Origin of the sequence: Streptomyces purpurascens (assembly GCF_045040895.1) — a bacterium.
Lineage (GTDB): Bacteria > Actinomycetota > Actinomycetes > Streptomycetales > Streptomycetaceae > Streptomyces > Streptomyces purpurascens.
In genome coordinates, this window is the sequence record NZ_CP108341.1 from 8,865,120 (window position 1) to 8,886,893 (window position 21,774).

15 protein-coding genes and 1 pseudogene are annotated in these 21,774 nt (G+C 70.9%); 5 read left to right on the top strand and 11 right to left on the bottom strand.

What is annotated here, in order from left to right:
• Nucleotides 1–5: 5 nt before the first annotated feature.
• The 6 genes from OHU35_RS40220 to OHU35_RS40245 form a co-directional block, all read right to left on the bottom strand.
• Entirely contained in the window at nucleotides 6–1,022 is a 1,017-nt protein-coding gene (locus tag OHU35_RS40220; protein ID WP_405508928.1) for an ABC transporter substrate-binding protein, read from the bottom strand.
• Between the two features lie 450 nt (nucleotides 1,023–1,472).
• On the bottom strand, nucleotides 1,473–2,699 hold the full coding sequence (locus OHU35_RS40225) for an acyl-CoA dehydrogenase family protein (protein WP_189727484.1): 1,227 nt from the start codon (nucleotides 2,697–2,699) through the stop codon (nucleotides 1,473–1,475).
• A gap of 13 nt (nucleotides 2,700–2,712) precedes the next feature.
• Nucleotides 2,713–3,288: a winged helix-turn-helix domain-containing protein gene (locus OHU35_RS40230; RefSeq protein WP_405508929.1), complete on the bottom strand. Its 576-nt coding sequence runs from the start codon at nucleotides 3,286–3,288 to the stop codon at nucleotides 2,713–2,715.
• Between the two features lie 293 nt (nucleotides 3,289–3,581).
• Nucleotides 3,582–4,103 carry an AAA family ATPase gene (locus OHU35_RS40235; protein WP_359892319.1) on the bottom strand — a complete coding sequence of 174 codons (522 nt, stop codon included), beginning with the start codon at nucleotides 4,101–4,103 and terminating at the stop codon, nucleotides 3,582–3,584.
• Nucleotides 4,104–4,107: 4 nt separating this feature from the next.
• Entirely contained in the window at nucleotides 4,108–5,175 is a 1,068-nt protein-coding gene (locus OHU35_RS40240; protein ID WP_405508931.1) for an LLM class flavin-dependent oxidoreductase, read from the bottom strand.
• Nucleotides 5,172–6,002 (bottom strand): DUF1684 domain-containing protein, encoded by an 831-nt coding sequence (locus OHU35_RS40245; RefSeq protein WP_405508933.1) that lies wholly within the window; start codon nucleotides 6,000–6,002, stop codon nucleotides 5,172–5,174. Before OHU35_RS40245 ends, OHU35_RS40240 begins: the two co-directional genes overlap by 4 nt.
• 642 nt (nucleotides 6,003–6,644) lie before the next feature.
• Here OHU35_RS40245 and OHU35_RS40250 point away from each other — a divergent pair.
• On the top strand, nucleotides 6,645–7,919 hold the full coding sequence (locus tag OHU35_RS40250) for a sulfite oxidase (RefSeq protein WP_359892312.1): 1,275 nt from the start codon (nucleotides 6,645–6,647) through the stop codon (nucleotides 7,917–7,919).
• Between the two features lie 49 nt (nucleotides 7,920–7,968).
• Here OHU35_RS40250 and OHU35_RS40255 read toward each other — a convergent pair.
• A pseudogene (locus OHU35_RS40255) lies at nucleotides 7,969–8,073 on the bottom strand (ABC transporter substrate-binding protein); the annotation flags it as partial.
• Nucleotides 8,074–8,808: 735 nt separating this feature from the next.
• On the opposite strand from OHU35_RS40255, the gene OHU35_RS40260 reads away from it, so the two are divergent.
• The 3 genes from OHU35_RS40260 to OHU35_RS40270 all read left to right on the top strand — a co-directional run bounded on the left by OHU35_RS40260 (nucleotide 8,809) and on the right by OHU35_RS40270 (nucleotide 14,910).
• Nucleotides 8,809–9,093: a hypothetical protein gene (locus OHU35_RS40260; RefSeq protein ID WP_405508934.1), complete on the top strand. Its 285-nt coding sequence runs from the start codon at nucleotides 8,809–8,811 to the stop codon at nucleotides 9,091–9,093.
• The gene (locus OHU35_RS40265; protein ID WP_359892307.1) at nucleotides 9,090–9,470 is read left to right on the top strand and encodes a nuclear transport factor 2 family protein; all 381 of its coding nucleotides are present in this window, start codon (nucleotides 9,090–9,092) and stop codon (nucleotides 9,468–9,470) included. Before OHU35_RS40260 ends, OHU35_RS40265 begins: the two co-directional genes overlap by 4 nt.
• Before the next feature lie 214 nt (nucleotides 9,471–9,684).
• Nucleotides 9,685–14,910: a family 43 glycosylhydrolase gene (locus OHU35_RS40270; protein WP_405508936.1), complete on the top strand. Its 5,226-nt coding sequence runs from the start codon at nucleotides 9,685–9,687 to the stop codon at nucleotides 14,908–14,910.
• A gap of 248 nt (nucleotides 14,911–15,158) precedes the next feature.
• Here the strand turns inward: OHU35_RS40270 and menC are convergent, their stop codons facing one another.
• Both menC and OHU35_RS40280 read right to left on the bottom strand, forming a co-directional pair.
• A complete protein-coding gene (gene menC, locus OHU35_RS40275) occupies nucleotides 15,159–16,274 on the bottom strand; it encodes an o-succinylbenzoate synthase (protein ID WP_405508938.1) in 1,116 nt (371 codons plus the stop codon).
• The gene (locus OHU35_RS40280; protein WP_229873203.1) at nucleotides 16,271–17,197 is read right to left on the bottom strand and encodes a chorismate synthase; all 927 of its coding nucleotides are present in this window, start codon (nucleotides 17,195–17,197) and stop codon (nucleotides 16,271–16,273) included. The genes menC and OHU35_RS40280 overlap by 4 nt, the downstream gene beginning before the upstream one ends.
• 157 nt (nucleotides 17,198–17,354) lie before the next feature.
• On the opposite strand from OHU35_RS40280, the gene OHU35_RS40285 reads away from it, so the two are divergent.
• A complete protein-coding gene (locus tag OHU35_RS40285; protein WP_405508939.1) occupies nucleotides 17,355–18,959 on the top strand; it encodes a PucR family transcriptional regulator in 1,605 nt (534 codons plus the stop codon).
• Nucleotides 18,960–18,974: 15 nt separating this feature from the next.
• On the opposite strand, the gene dapE is transcribed toward OHU35_RS40285, so the two are convergent.
• Complete coding sequence (gene dapE / locus OHU35_RS40290; RefSeq protein WP_405508940.1) at nucleotides 18,975–20,054, bottom strand: succinyl-diaminopimelate desuccinylase; 1,080 nt, start codon at nucleotides 20,052–20,054, stop codon at nucleotides 18,975–18,977.
• Entirely contained in the window at nucleotides 20,051–21,517 is a 1,467-nt protein-coding gene (locus tag OHU35_RS40295) for an amino acid permease (protein ID WP_359892296.1), read from the bottom strand. The genes dapE and OHU35_RS40295 overlap by 4 nt, the downstream gene beginning before the upstream one ends.
• Between the last annotated feature and the right edge of the window lie 257 nt (nucleotides 21,518–21,774).

A 21,774-nucleotide genomic window follows, 5' to 3' on the forward strand; every position in this document is an offset into this window, starting at 1 on the left:
AGGGGTCAGCTCCCGCTGGCGTTGAACTCGTTGGTGTAGAGGTCCGACAACGTGACCTGACCCTTCTTGATGTCACCGCGCTCGGCCAGCCAGTCGATCCACAGCTTGAGCTCTTTGCCGGTGATGCGGCCCGCCTTCTCGGCGACGCCGAAGGACTGCCAGTACTTGAGGGGTGCGGGGTCCTCGTTGCGGCCACGCTCCTTCACGATGTCCGTCATACGGGCGACGACTTCCTCGCGTGGAGTGGAACGGGCCCATTCGATGGCTTTTCCGACGCCGGTGACGAAGACGCGGGCGGTGTCGGGGTTCTGTTTGAGGAAGCGGTCGGTCATCACGTAGGTGCCGGCGCTGAAGGCGCCGAGCAGCTGGTAGTCGGTGAACAGCGGGCGGATGCCTCCGGTGGCGAGGGCTTTGTCCCGCAGGAGGCCGCCGAGTACGGCCACGTCGATCTGCTTCTGGCGCAGGGTCTGCTCGGTGTTGACCGGCGGGACGACCAGGGGCTCCGTCTTGCCGATGTCCGACTGGGACAGGCCGCCCCGTTGGAGGTAGATGTCGAGCATGGCCTCGGAGTGGGCTCCGAGGGTGTTCATCCCGATCTTCTTGCCGATGAGGTCGCGGGCCGAGCGGATGGGGCTGTCCTTGAGGACGTAGAAGCCGTTGTAGGCGTACTTGTCGGCGCCGTAGTAGCTGATGACGGCCTTGATGGGGGCCTTGTTCGCGGCCAGTTTGACGACCGCGCCGTTGAACGCGCCGCCGAAGTCGACCTGGCCGGTCGCCGCGGACTGGATGTCCTGCGGCCCGCTGATGGTGTTGCCGACCCAGTCCAGCTTCACGTCCTCCAGATAGCCGAGGTCCTCGGCCAGCTCCGGCAGAGTGACCTGTCCCGCCCAGCCCTGATAGCGCAGCGTCTTGGTCCCGCCCTTGCCGGACGAGGCTCCGGCGGTCGTGCCGCAGCTCACGGCCACCGCCGAAAGGCCGAGCAGGGAGAGGAATTGACGTCTGGTCGATGCCGTCGTGGCCATGAAAGGATCCTGTTCAAGGGAATGGGGAAACGGACGTGCCGAGAAGGTCGCCTGTGGCGTGCCGAGAGCACGGGAAACCGCGGCGAAACAGCGGGAATATGACCTCGGCAGAGAGAGAACTGCGAGGACTGCGGCGTTCTACGGCGACATCAGTGCGACGTGACAGCCGACTGTGAAATGGAGCGAGGGAGAGCGGTGCCCGTCAGGGGCTCAGATACCGACGGCACAGATGGCGCTGGCCTGGCGTCGCAAGTCGACGTGCAGGCGAGCGGCAAGGTTCTCGGAATGGCTCACAGCCAAGAGAGTTGCAGCGAAAACCAGCCACGTCAATGTCGCTTGCGTACACGTCTCATGTTCGCAACTGTCCGACACGCGAGTGAAGTACAGCGTTCACAATCGCCCGGCCGCGCGGCGACGCGATCAATCCCGTTGGGCCGGCACGCCGGTTTGTCAGACGGGCAGGATGAACGGAGGGTGCGCCCCGTTGAGGAAATAGTCCCCGACATCCCGGAGCCGGTGAGTGACGGGCTCGTACAGGGTGTGGGTCCGGGCATTGCGCCAGAAGCGGTCGAAGCCCAGCCGCGCGGACGCGGAGCGGACACCGATGATGTCGAGGGCACGGGCGGTGGTCTCCTGCGCGGCCTTGGACGCCGCGGCCTCGGCCATGGCCACGAGGACGGAGATCTCCGCGTACTCGTCGTAGGTGATGTCCTCGCCGCATACGAGCCCGCGCTGCACCGCGTCCTGTGCCTGGTCGGTGAGTGCGGAGGCGGAGCGGGTGAGGACGGTGATTTCCCCGTACGCGGTCAGCACCTGGGGGTCCTGCGGCGAGCCGACGGGCCGGTCCGGGTGCCAGGGGGAGTGGCCCGCCCTGCTGTAGTCACGGGCTTCGGCGAGCACTCCCTCGGCCATGCCGAGACAGAGCTGGACGGAAAGGAGCCGCCCGACCGGCGAGGCCAGTGCGGTCAGGGGCGACAGGACGTCCTCGTCTGCGGACAGAGAGCCGAGTACCTCGTCGGCGGCGATCAGCACACCGTCGAACTCCACGCTCCCGCCGGCCGCGAGCCGCTGTCCGAACGGGTCGGCGTCGCCGTCGATCCTCACACCGTGACGGGCGGGGTCGACCACGACGGCGAACGGCTCGCCGGTATCGGGCCGTACGGCCCGCACGGCGAGGCGGTCGGCGACCAGGACCCCGGTGGCGTAACTCTGCCGACCGTCGAGCACATAGCCGGCGGTTGTCCTGGCCAGCGCCAGGGGCAGGTCCTGGCGGGCGAGACCACCGCCCCAGCACCACTGCTCCGCCGCGGACCGCTCGACCTGAGCGGCGAGAGCTGGCTCGGTGAGGAACCGGGCGCTCCACGACAGGAAGTAATGACAGCTCAGGAGTTGCCCGATCGCGCCGTCGGCGGCGGCGATTTCCCGGACGACGGCGTAGGCCGTCGGCCAGTCCGCGCCGCCGCCCCCGAACTCGGCCGATACGAGGAGGGTCAGCAGTCCCGACTCGCGCAGCCGGGACACCTCGTCGAACGGGGGCTTGCCTGCCTGCTCCCTGGCCACGGCGTCCGTGGCCAGATCGTCCGCCGTCTCACGGGCCACCCGCAGCCAGTGCGCACGGCCGGGCCCGGTCCGGTCGGATGCCGAGGCGGGGTCGGCCGGCGCAGTGGCAACGCCCATGGTGGTGGTCTCCTCAGGGTCGGCGGCACGTTGCGGTGGTGGGGTGCTCCTGCTGGTCGGGCACGTACTTGTAGCCCACGCGCCGCACGGTGACGACCTGGTGCCGGTGAGCCGCGCCGAGCTTGCGGCGCAGGCGCGCGATGTGGACGTCCACGGTGCGGCCGTCGCCGATGTGGTCGTAGCCCCAGACGCCGGCCATCAACTGTTCGCGCGAATGCACTTGGTGGGGATGCTGTACGAGGTGGGCCAGCAGCCCGAACTCCAGGTAGGTGAGGTCGAGTTGGCGTCCGTCCAGCTCGGCGACACGGCGTGCCGGATCGACGCGGACGCCACCGCCTCCCGCTCCCGTCCGGTGCGGGGCAGGCGAGTCCGTGTAGGCGACCGGCCGGATCTCCGGCCGTGTCACGTCCTTGGCGAAGAGCTGGGCCGGGTCGGTGCCCTCGGGTACGAGCACGAGATAGCCGACGAGGGGTGCGGAACCGCTCCCCTCGTCGCCCTCCTGGGCGGTGTCGCCCACGAGTCGGAGACGGCGTATGTCGGGGAGCGGGGAATCCGACGGGATGGCGTGGGTCGGAAGTGCCGTGGTCATGGCGGTCGTCCTTCAGAAGTACGTCGGGCCATCAGGCGCAGCGGGTGCGCCCGGGCACCTGGGCGAAGAGAGAAGGAGCGGAGCGGCACGCGCTGTCGGTGAGCCGCGTGCCTCACACGTGACAGCAGGCGGCGCTGACGACGTGACCAAAGTCGACATGCCGACGACGAACGAGTCGTTGCTGCGTGTGGGGCATGTACATCATCCTGCGCACCTGCTGGGTAAGCCGTCAACGTTTCCCTAGTAATTCGATGGGAAATGTAGGGAAGGCCACATCGAGGTGGACGGCACCGCTACCCGGATTCACCGGCAGCCGCCGACAGCACAGCCCCCAGCAGCACGGCCGACGACGCCTCCGGGCGCTGTCCCGCGGTGTCGACGACGACACGGTCCCGGTCCCACGGCTCGTACTCCCGCTCGAGGTTCCGCTGCCAGTCGGGCAGCGGCAGGTCCGGGATGTCGACCGACCTCGACGTCACCCGGCGCCGGTGCTCGACCGGATCGGAGCAGACGACCTCCACCTCGACGGACGGCACACCCGCCCGTGCGGCCGCACCACGCCAGGCGTCCCTCGTCACCGCCAGCGGGTTCACCGACTCCGCGATCACGCTCAGACCCTGCCGCAGTTGCTCCTCGGCCAGCGCGTACCCGACGACGTAGCCCGCCGGACCGACCGGATGCCGGGCCAGGCCGGACCGGACCAGTGCCTGCTCGATGGTGTCCACGCGCAGGTGGACCGCGCCGATCTCCGCCGCCAGCAGGCGGGCCAGCGTGGTCTTTCCGGTGGCGGGCAGACCCCCGATCACGACGAGCACGGAGTCATCCCGCCGCCTGCGACCGGGCGACGATGCGCTGACCGTGGTCCCGGGCAGGCCGCCATCCCAGCCGGGGAGCGATGTGCCGGCGCACATCGTGCAGGATCTGCTCGTAGTCGCCCAGTCCGCACTCGTACGGCAATTCCAGGCGCAGCTCCGACACCTCCGTGAGTGCGGCGTCGGCGTTCAACACCTCCAGGATCTCCTCCGACGTCCCCACCACGTCGGGGGCGAACAGGGTGCGTTTGGCCCCCTGCGGTTTCAGGGTCCGCTCGTGGCGGCTCGCCGCGTAGGCGCGGTAGCGCCGCCGGGTCGCCGTGTCCGCGCTGTCGAAGGGCACGATCACCCGGCCGATCGCCACCCGTCCCGGTCGCTCCGGCCCGAGCAGGCGACGGTACTCGTGGATCAGTGCCAGCTGCGCGGTGGAGAAGTCGTCGGTGCCTTCACCGGCGACGATGTTCCCACTGAGCATGCTCAGCCCCTGTTCGCCCGCCCACCGTGCCGATCGCAGGCTGCCGGCTCCGTACCAGGTGCGGTCGACCAGCCCGGGGCTGTACGGCTGCAGGCGTGGCCGCTGTGCGCCGCCCGGCGTCTGGATGACGGTGTCCTCACTGCCCATGAGGCCTCCGCGCAGATGGTCGCGCACCCGGGCGATACGGCCGTACGACAGATCGAAGGTTCGCCAGTCGCCGTCATGGACCAGTTGCGCCATCAGCTCCGCATGCGGCATGCCCGTGCTGAAACCGACCTGCAGCCGCCGCCGGGAGAGCACATCGGCGAGCGCGAGGTCCTCGGCGAGCCGGAACGGGTTCTCGTACCCGATCGGGATCACGGCGGTGCCCAGCTCGATATGCTCGGTGCGCTGGCCCGCGGCGGCGAGGAACACCGCCGCCGAGGACACTCCGTGCTCCAGGTGCCGCTGCCGCACCCAGGCACCGTCGAACCCCGTGCGCTCGCCGTACTCGAACAGCCGCAGGGTGGCCTCGAGACCCGCGTACGGGTCGTCATCCGCGTAGTTGCCCGGCGTCAGGAACGACAGCGAGCGGATCCGGGGGAGGGGCGAGGAGCTCACTGCGCGATCGGCTTCCGCTCGTGGGGGATTTGCTCACCGGCCTCGATCGCCACCGGCAGCCGGTTCTCGCCGGGCGGCAGCGGGCAGGTCGCGAAGTCGGTGTAGGCGCATGGAAGGTTGGTGGCACGGTTGAAGTCCAGCACCACGGTGCCGTCGGGTCCGGGTGCGTCGATCCGCAGGGCGCGATTGGCCGCGTACGTGGTCACGCCGGAGGTCGCGTCGGTGAACAGCACCATCAGGCTGCCTGGTGTGTGCCCGTTGAACGCGGTCAGGCCCAGCGTCCGGCCGTCGATCCGGAAGCGGATTCTGCCGGACGCGTCGTAGACGTGCTGCAGTCCCTCGACTGCGGCACCCACGGTGGTCGGTCGCGGCTCCGGGAACGGCGTGTACGTGCCGGTGACCACCCACCGCGGGTCCGGTGCGTACGCGGGTGTCCCGGTGAACGCGGTACGCAGTGGATGTTCCGGGTGCCGTGGCCGGATCACGTCGTGGCCGCCGCGTTTGGCGATCTCGATCACCGCATCGCCCCAGCCGGCGGTGACGGCACCGCGTTCCGGGATGACACCGAAGGTGTGCCGTCCGTGCACCGCGGTGCCGTCGATGACGAGTTCCTCCCCGTCTTCGAGCACGACGGTGACGCCGTCGTCGCCCGACGACCAGGTGCCGGGTGCGCCGGGGAAGCGCTGGGGGTCGCTGGTGGGCCAGTGCAGGCCGGTGACGGCGAGGAATCCGTGCTCATGGGCGAGGGCGGAGTCCCTCAGCTGATGCCATGCCTCCCATGCGGCGGCGAAGGCGTCGATGTCGGTGGGGGTGTCCTGGACGGTCATGTGTGCTCCTGCTGGATTCGGCGCTGATGGTCAGGAGGGTGCGGGCACGGGCTGGGGCGCGCTGCGGTACTCCCTGTGCTGAGGGCAGAGAAGACGGCAAGCGCGAGGACACCGCTGGACAGGCGGCCGCGCCCGTGTGCGTCCAGGACAGCGGTCAGCGTGATGCGGTGGAGGAAATGCGGGTCGGAAGCCGGAGCGAGGCGTCAGCTCACGGCGGAACAGCCCGTGGTGGTGACACGCACGTAATCGACGTGGCGGCGGGTCACGAGCACGGTCATGGGGCCAGGTAACCACACGGGGGCGGCAACGCACCAGATCGGCCGGGCAGTCTCAGCCGATGGGCGCATGGTCGACACCCCTCGGGCAACTGGCGGTCAGAGCAAGGCCGTCGTGGCCCGTGGCGCGCCGGCGAGATGCTCCGTTGACACCCTCCGGCCCACGTGCTTGCATCCCGCCATGCCGTTGTCGGAGCCTCTGACCCGCCGCCGCGCCGTGGACCTCGTCCGCATAGCCGCCGCGCTGTGTCGGACGACCGGCTGATCGCGCGCTCCCTGACGACTCCGTCAACGACCGTGCCGCACACGCCCGTTGTGCCGTAGAGCCCCTGTCGTGCTCCTTCGCTCCCCATGACGAGGACCCGCCATGCCGTCTCCCACCCCTGCCGGTCACCGCCCCGAAACCGACTACGACCGCCGAAGGCTGCGCCAGTGGCTCGCCGGTGAGGCCAGGGCCGACGGGGTCAGCCGCCGCCGGCTGCTCACCCTGCTCGCCGCCACCGCCGCGGGGACCGCACTCGGCGCCCCGCGGCCCGCCCATGCCGCCGACGCACCGATCGTCAAGCCCCTGCCGCCCGAGTGGTTCATCCAGCGCGGCACCAACGCCGAGACCCGCTGGGAGGCGCTGCGCGGAACCGGCCACCACACCCCCAACGAGCTGTTCTTCGTACGCAACCACACCGCCACCCCCGTCCTGGAGGCCGGTGACTGGCGGCTGCGGCTGTGGGGGAGCGGGCTGCGCGGCACCCCCGGCGAGGACCGGCCGGTGGAGTTCGGGTACGACGATCTGCGAGCGCTGCCGGCCGTCACCCGGACGGCCTTCGTCGAGTGCGCGGGGAACGGCCGCTCCTCCTACACGACTCAGCAGGGCGAGACGGTCAGCGGCACCCCGTGGACCTTGGGAGCGATCGGCGTCGCACGCTGGCGCGGGGTGCGCCTGGCCGATGTGCTGCGCCGGGCCGGGCTGTCCCCCTCCGCCGTGGACGTGCAGCCGCGCGGCCTGGACGCCGAATACGTCAGCGGCGGCGAGAACCTGGGCCGGGTACGGCGTCCGCTGCCGCTGGCCAAGGCCCTGGACGACGTGCTGCTCGCGTACGAGATGAACGGTGAGCGGCTTCCGTACGACCACGGATACCCGGTGCGGGTGCTGGTTCCCTCCTGGGTGGGCATCTCGTCGATCAAGTGGGTCGGCGACATCGAGGTGTCCGCGCAGCCGCTCTACTCGCCCTGGAACACCACCTTCTACCGGCTGTTCGGTCCCTCCCACCCGGAGGGCGGCAGCGCGCCGCTGACCCGGCAGGCCACGAAGAGCGCCTTCGAGCTGGCGAGCGGGGCCACGTTCACCGTGGGGCGGAGGCACGTGCTGCACGGACGGTCGTGGTCGGGCGCGGGCGCCGTCGCCCGGGTCGACGTCAGCACCGACGGCGGGGCGAACTGGCGGCCCGCCCGCCTGCACGAGCGTCCCCGCACCGCTACCTGGACCCGCTGGTCCCTCAGCTGGCAGCCCGACGCACCCGGCGCCACCCACCTGCTGGCCCGCGCCACGGACACCGCCGGCCGTACGCAGCCGGACTTCGCGGTGCCCAACACACAGGGCTACCTGTTCGACGCGGTGGTGCGGCATCCGGTCAGCGTGGTGTGAGGACAGTCGTGCCGGAATGTCACGGGTGCATGGCATGCGCACGAAAGTGGGTAGGCAGCCAGACGCAGGCGGCGTCGATGTCGCCCCGCTGCCACGCGGCGAGGAGCGGCTGCGGCTGCAGGTCGATGAGCTCGCCGTCCGACGGCTTGAGGCCGACGAGCCGCGGCAGCGGGAGTGCGCATGCGTCGCACGTCGGTAGCGTCCGCCTCCTCCTTACTGACTCAAGGCACGGTGCACGCCCGCCCGCTCCTGTCGGCCCATGACCGTCGGGGGCGGCCCTCCGGCGCCGCGGGACGCGTTTCACTTCGCGGGGTGCCCGCGGACCGTGTCGCGGAATGCGATCGGGGTCTGGCCGGTGCGGTGGTGGAAGTGGCGCGGGAGAGGGTGCGGGCCGAGTAGCCGAGCGATTCGGCGTACTCCTCCACCCGGCGGGTGCGCGCGAAGTCCTTTTCCACGGCATCGCGGAAGCGCAGGTAGGTGGCGTCGGGTTCGGGCGCGGCCCTGCTGTGGGGCTACTGGGCCGTCCATATCGACGACATTCGCTTCTCCACCGCCCCCAACCCCTGTACCTGCGGCTGCGCGCACTGGTCGACGGCAAGGACCACTGGGTGATGACGTCCAACGTGGACGGTCTCTTCGCCCGGGGCGGCTTCGCCCCCGACCGGATCTCACCCCGCAGGGCGACTACGGCCGCTACCAGTGCGGTACCCCCTGCACCCCCACCACCTGGGACAGCCGCCCTCTCGTCGAACGGCTCCGCGCCGCCTACGACCCGGCCACGGGCGCCGTCACCGACCCCGATGCCCTGCCCCGATGCCCGAACTGCGGAGGCGAGGCCGAGATCAACGTCCGTACCGGCCCCCGGTTCGTCGACACCCCCTACCTTCCCGTGGGCCACCGCCTCCAGGAGTGGCTGGGCTCGGCCCCCGCCGACACCCGCCTGCTGATCCTGGAGTTCGGTGCCGGATTCAACACCCCGGGGGTGATCCGATGGCCTGGCGAACACCTCACCCGCCGGTTCCCCGCCGCACGCCTCGTCCGGGTCAACCCCGACCGTCCCGAAACCCCCGCCGACCTCGCCGGCCGGGCCCTGCCCGTCCCCGCCGGCGCCGACCGGCTGCTCGACGTACTCACCGCGCCGCACCCGGCGCTCGACCCTACGGTGGCACCATGAGCGACCCCGAGAAGAACAAGGCCACGGCCCAAGCGTTCTACGACCTGATGTTCAACCAGTGCCGCCCGGCCGAGGCCATCGACCGGTTCGTCGGCGACACCTACATCCAGCACAACCCGCATGTCGCCGACGGCAAGCAGGCGTTCATCGACTACTTCGAACGCATGGCCGCCGAGTATCCCGGCAAGCGCGTCGAATTCCAGCGGGCCTTCGCCGAAGGCGACCACGTCATCCTGCACTGCCACCAGGTCTGGCCCGACGAGGAGTACGCGGGCATCGACATCTTCCGCTTCGACGCGGGCGGCAAGATCGTCGAACACTGGGACGTCCTCCAGGTCATCCCGCCCATCTCCAAGAACGACAACACCATGTTCTAGCGCCACCGCTAGCGGGGCGGACGTGTTCGACCTGTCGGACATTGTTCGAAACCTATTGACGCTGCCCTGGGCGTCGGCTGAGACTCTCGCAACACACACGTCACCCGCGTGTAACGGCAGGCCCACGGCAAGGACTTGCCGTCGCCTCGTCGGTTCCTCGTTTCCGCGTTCCGCCTTGCCCGTCATCAGCCATGCCTCAGCAGGGAACCTCGACATGACGCACGTCGCACGATGCGCACGACCTCACAGCCGCGCGAGACGTTGGGCGGGCCATCTCGCCGGACTGACCGCCGCGTCGATGCTGCTCACCCTCGCCGGACCCGCCGCTCCCGCGCAAGCGGAACCAGCGGCCCCGGCGGCCGAAGCCGCGGACATCACCGACGGCCTGGCCCTGTGGTACAAGCTCGACGCGAGCTCCGGCGGCACCGTCACCGACGTCTCCGGCAACGGCCGGAACGGCACGGTCAGTGGCACCGCCGACTGGTCGGCATCCGGTCAGGGGCTCGCCTTCAACGGGTCGGACACCTACATCAAGGTGCCGGACGACGTCATGAAGGGCATGGACTCGATCACCGTCTCCATGGACGTACTGATCGACTCCGCCCAGAGCACGCCCTACTTCCTCTACGGCTTCGGCAACACCAGCGCGGGCACGGGCAACGGCTACCTGTTCACCACCGGGAACTCCTTCCGCACCTCCGTCGCGACGGGCAACTGGTCGACCGAGCAGACCACCAAGCCGTCCGACTCCCACAACCTGACCCGCGGGGTGTGGAATCACATCACCTACGCCCAGACCGGCTCCACGGGCGTGCTCTACGAGGACGGCGTCGAGGTCGGCCGCAACAGCTCGGTCACCACCACGCCCGGCGCCATCGGCTCCGGCACCACCAAGGCCAACTACATCGGCAAGTCCGTCTACGACGGCGACAAGCTCTTCAAGGGCCGGATACGCGACTTCCGTGTGTACGACCGGGCACTGGACGGCCCGGAGGTCGAGCAGCTCTCCCTCCCCGTCGCCACACAGGGCGTCGCCGACGACAAGGACGCCCTCAGCCTCGGTGACACCAGCGGCGTCACCTCCGACCTCGACCTGCCCGGAACGGGACCGGCCGGCGGCTCCTCCATCAGCTGGGACAGCGACAACCCGTCCGTGGTGTCCGACACCGGCCAGGTGACCCGCCCCGAGGCCGGCTCACCGGACGGCCGCGCCACGCTCACGGCGACCCTGAAGAAGGGCACCGTGACCGGCACCAAGACCTTCGACATCACGGTCCGGCCCGCGCTCGACGACGACGCCGCCACCCGGCAGGCCGCCGAGGCGCTCACGGTCCACAACCTCGATGACGCACGCGGCAACCTCACCCTGCCCAAGAGCGGCAAGTACGGCACGGCCGTCACCTGGTCCTCCGCGAGGCCTGACGTCCTCTCCGCCGACGGCGAGGTCCACCGCCCCGCGCACGGCGACGGCGCCACCACCGTCGAGCTGACCGCGACCGTCACCAAGGGCGAAGCGAAGGCCACCCGCGTCATGACGGCCGAGGTGCCCGAACTGCCCGCCGAGGCGGCCCTCAAGGGCTACATGTTCAGCTACTTCACCGGCGAGGGCACCTCGGACGGCGAACAGCTCTACGCAGCCCTCAGCAAGGGCAACGACCCGCTGCACTGGCGCGAACTGAACGACGGCAAGCCGGTCCTCACCTCCACGCTCGGCGAGAAGGGCCTGCGCGACCCCTTCATCATCCGCTCCCCGGAGGGCGACAAGTTCTACCAGATCGCCACCGACCTCAGGATCTACGGCAACGGCGACTGGGACGCCTCCCAGCGCACCGGCAGCAAGTCCATCATGGTCTGGGAGTCCACCGACCTGGTGCACTGGACGAACCAGCGCCTGGTCAAGGTCTCACCCGACAGCGCGGGCAACACCTGGGCGCCGGAGGCGTTCTACGACGCCGAGCGCGGCGAGTACGTCGTCTTCTGGGCGTCGAAGCTCTACGACAACGCCGACCACTCCGGCGACACGTACAACCGCATGATGTACGCCACCACCCGCGACTTCTACACCTTCAGCGAACCCAAGGTCTGGATCGACCGCGGCTACTCGGTCATCGACTCCACGATGATCCGGCACGACGGCACGTACTACCGCCTGTCCAAGGACGAGCGGAACAACAGCTCCTCGACCCCCAACAGCAAGTTCATCTTCGAGGAGAAGAGCGACTCGATCCTGAACCCGTCCTGGACCGCCGTCGCCGAGGGCATCGGCAAGGGCGCGATGAACGCCGCCGAGGGACCGCTGGTGTTCAAGTCCAACACCGAGGAGAAGTGGTACGCCTTCCTCGACGAGTTCGGCGGCCGCGGCTACATCCCCTTCGAGACGACCGACCTCGACTCCGGCACCTGGACCCCCTCCACCGGCTACGACCTGCCCGCCAAGCCCCGCCACGGCACCGTGCTCCCGGTCACCCAGGCCGAGTACGACCGGCTGCTGCGCGCCTACCAGCCGGACCAGGTCGTGCGGAGCGTCGAAAGCGTCTCCGTGAAGACCGGGATCGGCCGGGCGCCGGTGCTTCCGGCCACGGTGATCGCCGAGTACGCCGACGGCGTCAAGCGTCCCGTCGCGGTCACCTGGGAGAACGTACCGGCGTCGAAGTACGCCCAGGCCGGCACCTTCACCGTGACCGGCAGTCTGCCGGACGGCGCCGCGCTCCCGGTCCGGGCCGAAGTCACCGTGTCCGACGAGGGGCCGGACATCCCGGCCGACCTGCTGCTGCACTACGACTTCGACGAGACCGGCGGCAGCATCGCCCGTGACTCCAGCGGGCACGGACACCACGGCACCTATGTACGCACGCCCGAGTTCGGCACCGGTGTCGAGGGCGGCTCGTTCAAGATGTCCGGCGACTCCGACTCGCCGTACGTGAAGATCCCGAACGGTGTGCTGAAGAACGCCGACAGCGTGACGGTGTCGACGTACGCCAAGTGGAAGGGCGGCAGCAGCTTCCAGTGGCTGTTCGGGCTCGGGCCCGACAGCGACAAGTACCTGTTCGCCACCCCGTCCAACGGCGGCTCCAGCCTCTACTCGGCCATCACGAAGGCGAGTTGGTCCGCAGAGTCGAAGCTGACGGCCGGCTCGCAGCTCACGCCCGGGCAGTGGCGGCACGTCACGGTGACGCTGGACGGCACCACCGGCACGATGGTCCTCTACGCCGACGGCGTCGAGGCGGCCCGCACGACGACCACCATCAAGCCGTCCGAGCTGTACGACGCGGCCAAGGACCACAGCGGCTACATCGGCCGTTCCCTGTACGCGGCCGACCCCTACTTCGGCGGCGAGGTGGACGACTTCCGCGTCTACGACCGCGCCCTCTCCGGCGCCGAGGTCATGGAGCTCAGCGGCAACACCACGGGCATCGCCAAGGCGACGCACCCGCAGCTCAAGGTCGACGCGCTCATCGACAACGCGGGCGGCACGATCACCCTGCCGATGAAAGCGGGCGCCGATCTCACCGCCCTGGCACCGGAGTTCGCGCTCGCCGAGGGCGCGAGCATCAGTCCCGCCTCCGGCAGCGTGCGCGACTTCACCCGGCCGGTGACGTACGAGGTCACCGGGTCGGACGGCAAGAAGCGCACCTGGAAGGTCTCGGCGCTGATCATGAAGACGCCGGTCCTGCCGGGGCTGAACGCCGACCCGAACATCGTGCGCTTCGGCGACACCTTCTACATCTATCCGACGACCGACGGCTTCGAGGGCTGGAGCGGCACGCAGTTCAAGGCCTACTCCTCCACGGACCTGGTCCACTGGAAGGACCACGGCGTCATCCTCGACCTGGGGCCGGACGTCAGCTGGGCGGACAGCCGGGCCTGGGCGCCGGCGATGACGGAGAAGGACGGGAAGTACTACTTCTACTTCTGCGCCGACGCGAACATCGGCGTCGCGGTGTCCGACTCGCCCACCGGCCCGTTCAAGGACGCCCTGGGCAAGCCGCTGCTGAAGGCCGGTGACTTCCGCGGTCAGATGATCGACCCGGCGGTCTTCACCGACGACGACGGCAAGCAGTACCTCTACTGGGGCAACGGCCGCGCCTACGTCGTCCCGCTGAGCGACGACATGACCTCCATCGACACCTCGAAGGTCACGGACATCACCCCGAGCGGCTACAACGAGGGCACCTTCGTCATCAAGCGCAAGGGCACCTACTACTTCATGTGGTCGGAGAACGACACCCGGGACGAGAACTACCGCGTCGCCTACGCGACCGGCCCCTCGCCCACCGGCCCGTGGACGAAGCAGGGCGTGATCCTGGAGAAGGACCTGTCTCTGGGCATCAAGGGCCCGGGCCACCACTCCGTCGTCCACGTCCCCAACACCGACGACTGGTACATCGCCTACCACCGCTTCGCCATCCCCGGCGGTGACGGCACCCACCGCGAAACGACCATCGACAAGCTGGAGTTCGACTCCGACGGCCTGATCAAGAAGGTCGTCCCGACCCTCGGCGGCATCGACCCGGTCACCGTCGTCCGCGCCGGGCCGGACGCCGGCGGCACCGAGGGCGAGGCGATCACGCTCGCCGGCACCGTCTCCGGGGCCGGCACCCCCAAGTGGACCGTGCAGGACGGCGCCCCGTGCGCCGTCAAGGACCCCGCGGCGGCCCGGACGACCCTCACCTGCACCGACGACGGCACCTTCCAGGTCACCCTGACCGGCGGGCGCGGCACCGACACCGCGACCGTCAAGGTCTCCAACGCCGCCCCGACGATCACATCCGCCAAGGGCCCCGGCTCGCCCGTCCCGGTGGGCAAGGCCGCCGTGGTCACGGCCTCCTTCGTCGACGCGGGCACGGCCGACCGCCACACCTGCAGAGTCGACTGGAAGGACGGCAGCCGGCCGACGACCGGCACCGTCACCGACTCCGGCTGCCGCGCTGCACACGTCTACGACGACGCGGGCATCCACCGCCCGGTCGTCACGGTCACCGACGATGACGAGGGCACGGACACCACCACGCTCGCGGAGCTGATCGTCTACGACCGTGCCGCCGGGCCCGCCGCCGGCGCCGGGACGATCACCTCGCCGGCCGGTGCCTACCCGGCCAGGCCGGGGCTGACCGGAAAGGCGGCGTTCACCCTGGGCGCCCAGTACCGGAAGGGAGCCACTGTCCCCACCGGCAAGGCCACGTTCGTCCTCGGCTCCGCCCGACTCACCTTCCGCTCGACCGGCTCCGACTGGCTCGTGGTGAACGGCTCCCAGGCCGTCTACCAGGGCACCGGCACGGTGGGCGGCAAGAGCGGCTACGCCTTCAGAGTCACCGCCACCGACGGCCCGGACAGCTTCCGCATCAAGATCTGGAAGAAGTCCACCGGCGATGTCCTCTACGACAACAAGACCGGCGCCAGGACGAAGGGCATCATCACCATCGGAAATCATCGGCGTTAGGTCCGTCTCCAGAGACACCGGCCGGTGGGTCATGGCGGCTTGATGCCACGCCATGACCCACCGGCCGAGGCCGGCGAAGGGCAGTCCATTCGTCCGCGCCGGTTCCGACGGCTTGTGCAGGCGGTTCGCAGGGCTGGCGGGCTGCTCACCTCACCCGTGTCCACGTGCGACACCGACCGGGGTACGCGAACTCTGTTGGCCTGCGGGCCGATCTCGCTGCTTCCGCTGTCCTCCGATCGAGCTCGACGTCACCGCCGTACCGCGTACAGCTCCCGCCTCGACATCGTGAAGCGCGCGAGTGCGTCCGTGAGGGGGATGATGCCGATGCCGGGGGACGTGGGGACGGGGAGGTGGCCGTCGTGGAGGGTGAAGGGTTCCGTGATGTCCTCTGCGAAGTAGCGACGGGAGGCCGAGGTGTCCCCGGTGAGGGTGCAGCCCGGGAGGGCGGCCAGCGCCAGGTTGGGGGCGCGGCCGATGCCCGTCTCCAGCATGCCGCCGCACCACACCGGCACGCCGTGGGCGGCGCACACGTCGTGGATGCGGCGGGCTTCGAGGTAGCCGCCGACGCGGGCCGGTTTGACGTTGACGACCCGGCAGGCGTCCAGCGCGATCGCGGAGGCGGCGTCGCGCGCCGAGTGGATCGACTCGTCGAGGCAGATCGGGGTGCGCAGGCGCTGCTGGAGCCGGGCGTGGGCGTGGAGGTTGTTCTCCTCCAGCGGCTCCTCGACCAGCAGCAGCCCGAAGTCGTCGAGTCTGCGCAGATGGTCGGCGTCGGCGAGCGTGTAGGCGGTGTTGGCGTCGACCTGGAGCGGGAGTGCGTCGCCGAAGCGTTCGCGTACCGCGCGCACCGGCTCCACGTCCCAGCCCGGCTCGATCTTCAGCTTGATGCGGAGGTAGCCCTCGGCGAGGTAGCGCTCGACGTCGTCCAGCAGTTCGGGCACGGAGTTCTTGATGCCGACCGAGACGCCCGCGGGCACCCGTTCGTGCACCGAGCCGAGGAACGTCGCCAGGGACATCCCGTAGGCGCGGAGTTCGGCGTCCAGGAGGGCGGTTTCCAGGGCCGCCTTGGCCAGCTCGTGGCCCTTGACGGAGGCCATGGCGGGAGCGACGGCCGCCGTCGTCGGCGCGGGGAGAGCGGTCACGCGCGGCAGCAGGAAGTCCCGGATGACGATCTCGGCACCGGCGACGAACTCCGAGCAGTACAGGGGCTCGGGGTCGGCGGCGAACTCCGACCAGCCCTCGGCCTCGTCGGTCACCACGTGCAGCAGGAAGGTGTCCTTGCTGGTCATCGTTCCGAATGAAGTGCGGAAGGGGGTGACGAGCGGAATGGCGACGTGGAGCAGTTCCACGCGTTCGAGCTTCATCGCTGCCTCTCGTGGGAGGTCTCGCCGGGGCTGCCGCACGACGAACGGGTCAACAGGTACCAGCCGTCGCGTGACATGGCCGTCGCGCGCAGGCCCTCGGCGTACGCCTCGGTGAACACTTCGCGGACGGCGTGCCGCCACGCGAGCGCGAGGGCCGGGTCGGCGGCGCGCAGCGCGACGATGTCCTCGGGCACGCGGCACCACAGCCGGTCCGCGTCGCGCAGGGCGAGCGGTCCGTCGTCCGGTGCCCGGTTCACGACGTCGGCTGCCGAGCGGTCCGCGGTGGGGTCGTCCGCGCGCGTGGTCCCCGTCGCCAGGTCCCACGTGATGGTCAGCCGGTCGCTTTCGTCGCCGTCGTTCACTCCGTCGTTCATCGGCCCGTAGAAGTCGACCAGGTACTCGCTGCCGACCGCGCCCAGCTTGACCAGGTTGAAGCGGGCGTTGCGGCGGACCAGCGGGTCGAAGGTCCAGCGCATGGTGGTGGCGCCCCGCTCCAGCGCCCACAGTCGCTGCGCCTGCTTGACCGCGAAGCCCACGCCCCGGCCCGCCGCGGTCGCCGCCGCGACGAACGAGTACACGTCCCGCTCGGCGGGCGCACCGAACACGGCCACCGCCGCCCCGGCGAGCCGCTCGCCCGACGGCCCGGCGGCGTACGCGGCGTGCACCGCGCCGCCGGCGTGCACCAGACTGTGCAGCACCTCGGCCGGGTACGGCGGGGTGGCCCTGGGCGTCTGCCACACGTCGGCGAGGAAGTCGGCCACGGCGTGGATACGGGCCACGTCGTGCACGGTACGGACCGTGACCGCGGCGGTGCGGGCCGCGGCCTCGGCGATGCCCGCCCAGGCACCGGGCGCTCTTCCCCCGGCCGTGCGGGGTGCTTCCGCCGGCCCGGACCCGGCGGTGGAGATCCTCACAGGTGTCATGCGGTGAGTCTCCGGCGCCGGGGCGCCGCGGCCGTTGTCGGCAGGCACAATGAAGGCACGTGCCGCTGTTGCGATCGGCCAAGGCCGACCGGGAGCATCGCCCGATGGAAACCCGCCGACCCCTCCGTACACCACCGTCCCAGGAGCCCGACCAGCCATGGACGCCCGCACCCTCGAGGAACTGATCGGCACCCTCGGCGAGCCCCTGCTCCGCGTGCTCACCGCCCCGGCGGACGGCCTCGCCAAGCCCGTCTCCGAGATCCTGCTGTACGGCCACGGGGACCCGTTCCCGCGCAGCGTGCCCGGTGCCCTGGTGCTGACCGTCGGGCTGCCGCCGGGCCAGATCGAGCCGCTGGCGCGCGACGCCGCCGCGGCCGGGGTGGCCGGACTCGTCGTACGGGGCGGTGCCTCGCAGCCCGAGGCGGTGGCCGCGGCGAAGGCCCACGGCCTCGCGCTGCTCGCCGTCGACGAGGACGCCGCCTGGCATCACGTCCATCTGCTGCTGGCCTCGGCGATCGGGTCCCGGCCGGGACCGGGAGACAGCGGAGCGGCGTTCGGGGACCTGTTCTCGCTGGCCAACGCGGTGGCCGCGGCGGTGGGCGGGGCCACCGTCATCGAGGACGCCCGGCAGCGGATCCTGGCGCATTCCACCCTGCCCCGGCAGGCCGTCGACGAGGCCCGACGGCAGGGCATTCTGGGCCGTCAGGTGCCGAGCAGTCCCGAGAACAGCGAGCAGTACCGCGTCCTATTCGCCGCTCCCGGTCCCGTACGCCTCGCCGCGCTGGACGGCGAGGAACTGCCGCGGCTCGCCGTGGCGATCCGCGCGGGCGGCGAGACGCTTGGGTCGGTGTGGGTCGTCGACGACGGACATCTCGCCCCCGACAGCGAGGAGGCGCTCGCCCGTGGCGCGTCCACGGCCGCCCTGCTCCTGCTGCGGGCGCGGGCCGGCGAGGAGCTGTCCCGGCAGCTGACGAGCGACCTGCTGCGCCGTCTCCTCGACGGCAGCGCCGATCCGGTGGGCGCCGCGCACCGCCTCGGCTTCGCCGAGGGAACTCTGGTGCGGGTCGTGGCCTTCTCCCTCGACGGCGCCGTGTCCACGCCCGACGAGGAACAGACCGCGCTGCGGCTGCTCGACCTCGTACGGCTGCACTGCGAGGCAAGGTACGGGCGGCACGCGTGCGTGCTGGTCGACGGGCGTGTGTACGCGCTGCTGCCGGTGACCGGTGCGGAGCCGAGCGGCTCGGGCGGGCGGAAGGAGCGGCACCAGCGCCTTGCCGAGGACATCGTGCGGCGCGCGGCTCAGGCGCTGCGGATTCGGGTGCGGGCCGGGCTGGGCGAGGCGGTGGCGGAGCCGGCGGCCGTGCGCGGCTCGCGGGACGATGCCGACCTGGTGCTGCGGGTCCTCGGCCCGGGGGAGGACGTCGCCGTCGTGACGGAGGTACGGGCCCGGGTCACGTTGCTGCGGCTGCGGGAACTCATGGACGGGCAGCGGGCGTTGACGGCCGGGTCCTGGCGGGAGGTCCTGGCGTACGACGCCGGGCACGGCACCGACTACGCCAGGACCCTGGTGTGCTGGCTGGACGCCGGGGGCGACGTCGCGCGGGCGGCCGGGCTGCTCGCCGTCCACCCCAACACCTGCCGGTACCGCCTCAGGCAGGCGCAGCAGCACCTCGGTGTCGATCTGGACGACCCGGACGAGCGGTTGGTGCTGTGGCTGCAGTTGCGCACGCTCGGGGGTCTGCGCGGCGCCGGCCGGTCCTGACGCGCGCGTGGGTGGTCAGCCGCCCAGCCAGGCGGCGAGCCGCCGCTCGCACTCCCGCAGTTGCCCGATGGGCACGTACTCCCCGGCGGTGTGCGCCAGTGTCGGGTCGCCGGGGCCGTAGTTGAGCGCGGGAGTGCCGAGCGCGGTGAAGCGGGCCACGTCCGTCCAGCCCAGCTTGGGGCGGGGAACGGCACCCAGCGCCTCCACCAGCGAGGCCACCGGTCCCTGGCCGAGCCCGGGCAGGGCCCCCGGCACCACCTCGGTGACCTCCACCTCGTACTCGGGGAACAGCGCGCGCAGATACGCCTCCGCCTGCTCGGGCGAACGGCTCGGCGCGAAACGCAGGTTGACGCTGATCACGCAGGTGTCGGGGACGACGTTGTCGGCGATGCCCGCACGGACGGCGACCGCGTTGAGCCCCTCGCGGTACTCCAGTCCGTCGATGACGATCCGCTCGGCGCTGTGGTCGTCGAGGCGCCGGAGTGCGGCGGCCGCTCGGTGCGCCGCGTTGACGCCCATCCAGGAGCGGGCGGTGTGGGCGCGCTCGCCGCGCACCGTGATGTCCGCGTTCAGGACGCCCTGGCAGCCCGCCTCGACGCCCGCGTCGGACGGTTCCATGAGGATCGCGAGGTCCGCTTCGAGCAGGTCGGGGCGGTCGGCGGCGATGCGCTTCAGGCCGTTCCGGTCGCCGGCGACCTCTTCGCACTCGTAGAAGACGTACGTCACGTCCCGCACCGGCGCGGCGAGGCCGGCCGCGAGCCGCAGGGCGACGGCGACGCCGCCCTTCATGTCGCACGCCCCGAGCCCGTACAGCCGCTCACCGTCCAGCCGGGAGGGCAGGTTCCCGGCGGCAGGGACGGTGTCCAGGTGTCCGGCGATGATCACGCGCTCGGCGCGGCCCGTATCGGTGCGGGCCACCACGGAGTTGCCGACGCGTACGACGCCGAGGTGCGGGTGGGCGCGCAACGCGGACTCCACGGCGTCGGCGAGGCCGGCCTCGTCGCCGCTCTCGGAGGGGGTGTCCACCAGGGCTCGGGTGAGGTCCACCAGGTCCACCAGGCCCACCGGGTTCGCGGCCGGGTCCAGCGGGATCATTCCGTGCTCTCCTTCTGAGGTGCGGGCCGGGCGAGCCGGGAGTGTCTGATGCCGTAGAGCGCGTAGATGGCCATTCCGACGGCCATCCACAGGCCGAACGCGGTCCAGGTGTCGGCGCCGAGTCCCCACATCACGTAGCCGCAGCACAGGGCGCCCAGCGTGCAGGTCAGGGGCGCCAGCGGTACCCGGAAGCTGCGCGGCGCTCCGGGGCTGCGCCGGCGCAGGATCAGGACGGCACCGTTGACCAGTGCGAAGGCGAACAGTGTGCCGATGCTGGTGGCGTCGGCGAGCGCGCCCAGCGGTACCAGGGCGGCCAGCACCATGATGAACGCGGACACGATGACGGTGTTGGCACGGGGCACGCCGGTCCGTGCGTGGACCTTGGCGAACAGCGGCGGGACGAGCCCGTCGCGTGCCATCGAGAACAGGATGCGGGTCTGCCCGTACTGCACGGCGAGTACGACGCTCGTGGTGGCGACGACCGCCCCGATGGACAGCAGGATGGGCCACAGGTTGCCACCGCCGACCGCGTGGATCAGCACCTCGCTGAGGGTGGCCTCGGTGCCGGCGAACCGCTGCCACGGCATCGCGCCGACCGCCGCGATGGCCACCGCGCAGTACAGCGCGGTGATCAGCCCGAGGGAGAGAAGGATGGCGCGCGGCAGGTCGCGCTGTGGGTTCTTCGCCTCCTCACCTGCGGTCGAGGCGGCGTCGAAGCCGATGTACGAGAAGAACAGCGAGGCGGCGCCCGCGCTCACCCCGGCCATGCCGAGCGGGAACAGCGGCCGGAAGTTGCCGGCGCGGAACGCGGTGAACGCGACGGCGCAGAACAGCACGAGGGCTGCCACCTTCACCGCCACCATGACCGCGTTCACGACAGCGCTCTCCCGGGCACCGCGCAGCAGCACCACCATGGCGAGGACGACGATCGCGGCGGCCGGGACGTTCAGCACGCCGCCCGCGCCGGGCGGGGCGGCCAGCGACGCGGGCAGCGTCCAGCCGACGGTGAGCTCCAGCAGCTCGTTCACGTACTGGCCCCAGCCGACCGCGACGGCGGCTACCGAGACGCCGTACTCCAGCACCAGACACCAGCCGCAGACCCAGGCGACCAGCTCGCCGAGCGTGGCGTAGGTGTAGCTGTACGAGGACCCGGCACCGGGGATCATGCCGGCCAGCTCGGCGTAGGACAGGGCGGAGAACAGCGCGGTGAGCCCGGCCAGCACGAAGGAGAAGACGACGGCCGGGCCCGCTTCGGGCACCGCCTGGCCGAGCACGACGAAGATCCCGGTGCCCAGCGTGGCACCCACACTGAGCAGCGTGAGCTGGGTGAGCCCCATGGTCCGGCGGAGCTGATTTCCGCCGGCCTCGGCCACCAGGTCGGCGATATCCCGCCGCCGCGTCAGCCTGCCGCAGATACCGGCCTCGCCAACGGATCTCCGCGGCCTGGTTCGCACACTGTCCACGCGTGCACTCCTCTCACGACTCCCGCTCCGGCCCTTGATGATGCGTAACGGGGGCGCGGAGAGGGTGTGCGCGTCGGCCAAGACGCCGTGGACCGCTTTGGCCTTCCGGCCAAAGCCTCGCGCACGTGACGTGCTCAGCAGTGCCTTCGCGGGCCCCCTGGGCGCGTCGCGCTTGCCCTGGGCCCCGGTCGAGGAGTGCGACCGCCAGGGCCATCTGCTTCCCGTACGGCGGCCTGCTCAGCAGGACCGGCCGCGGT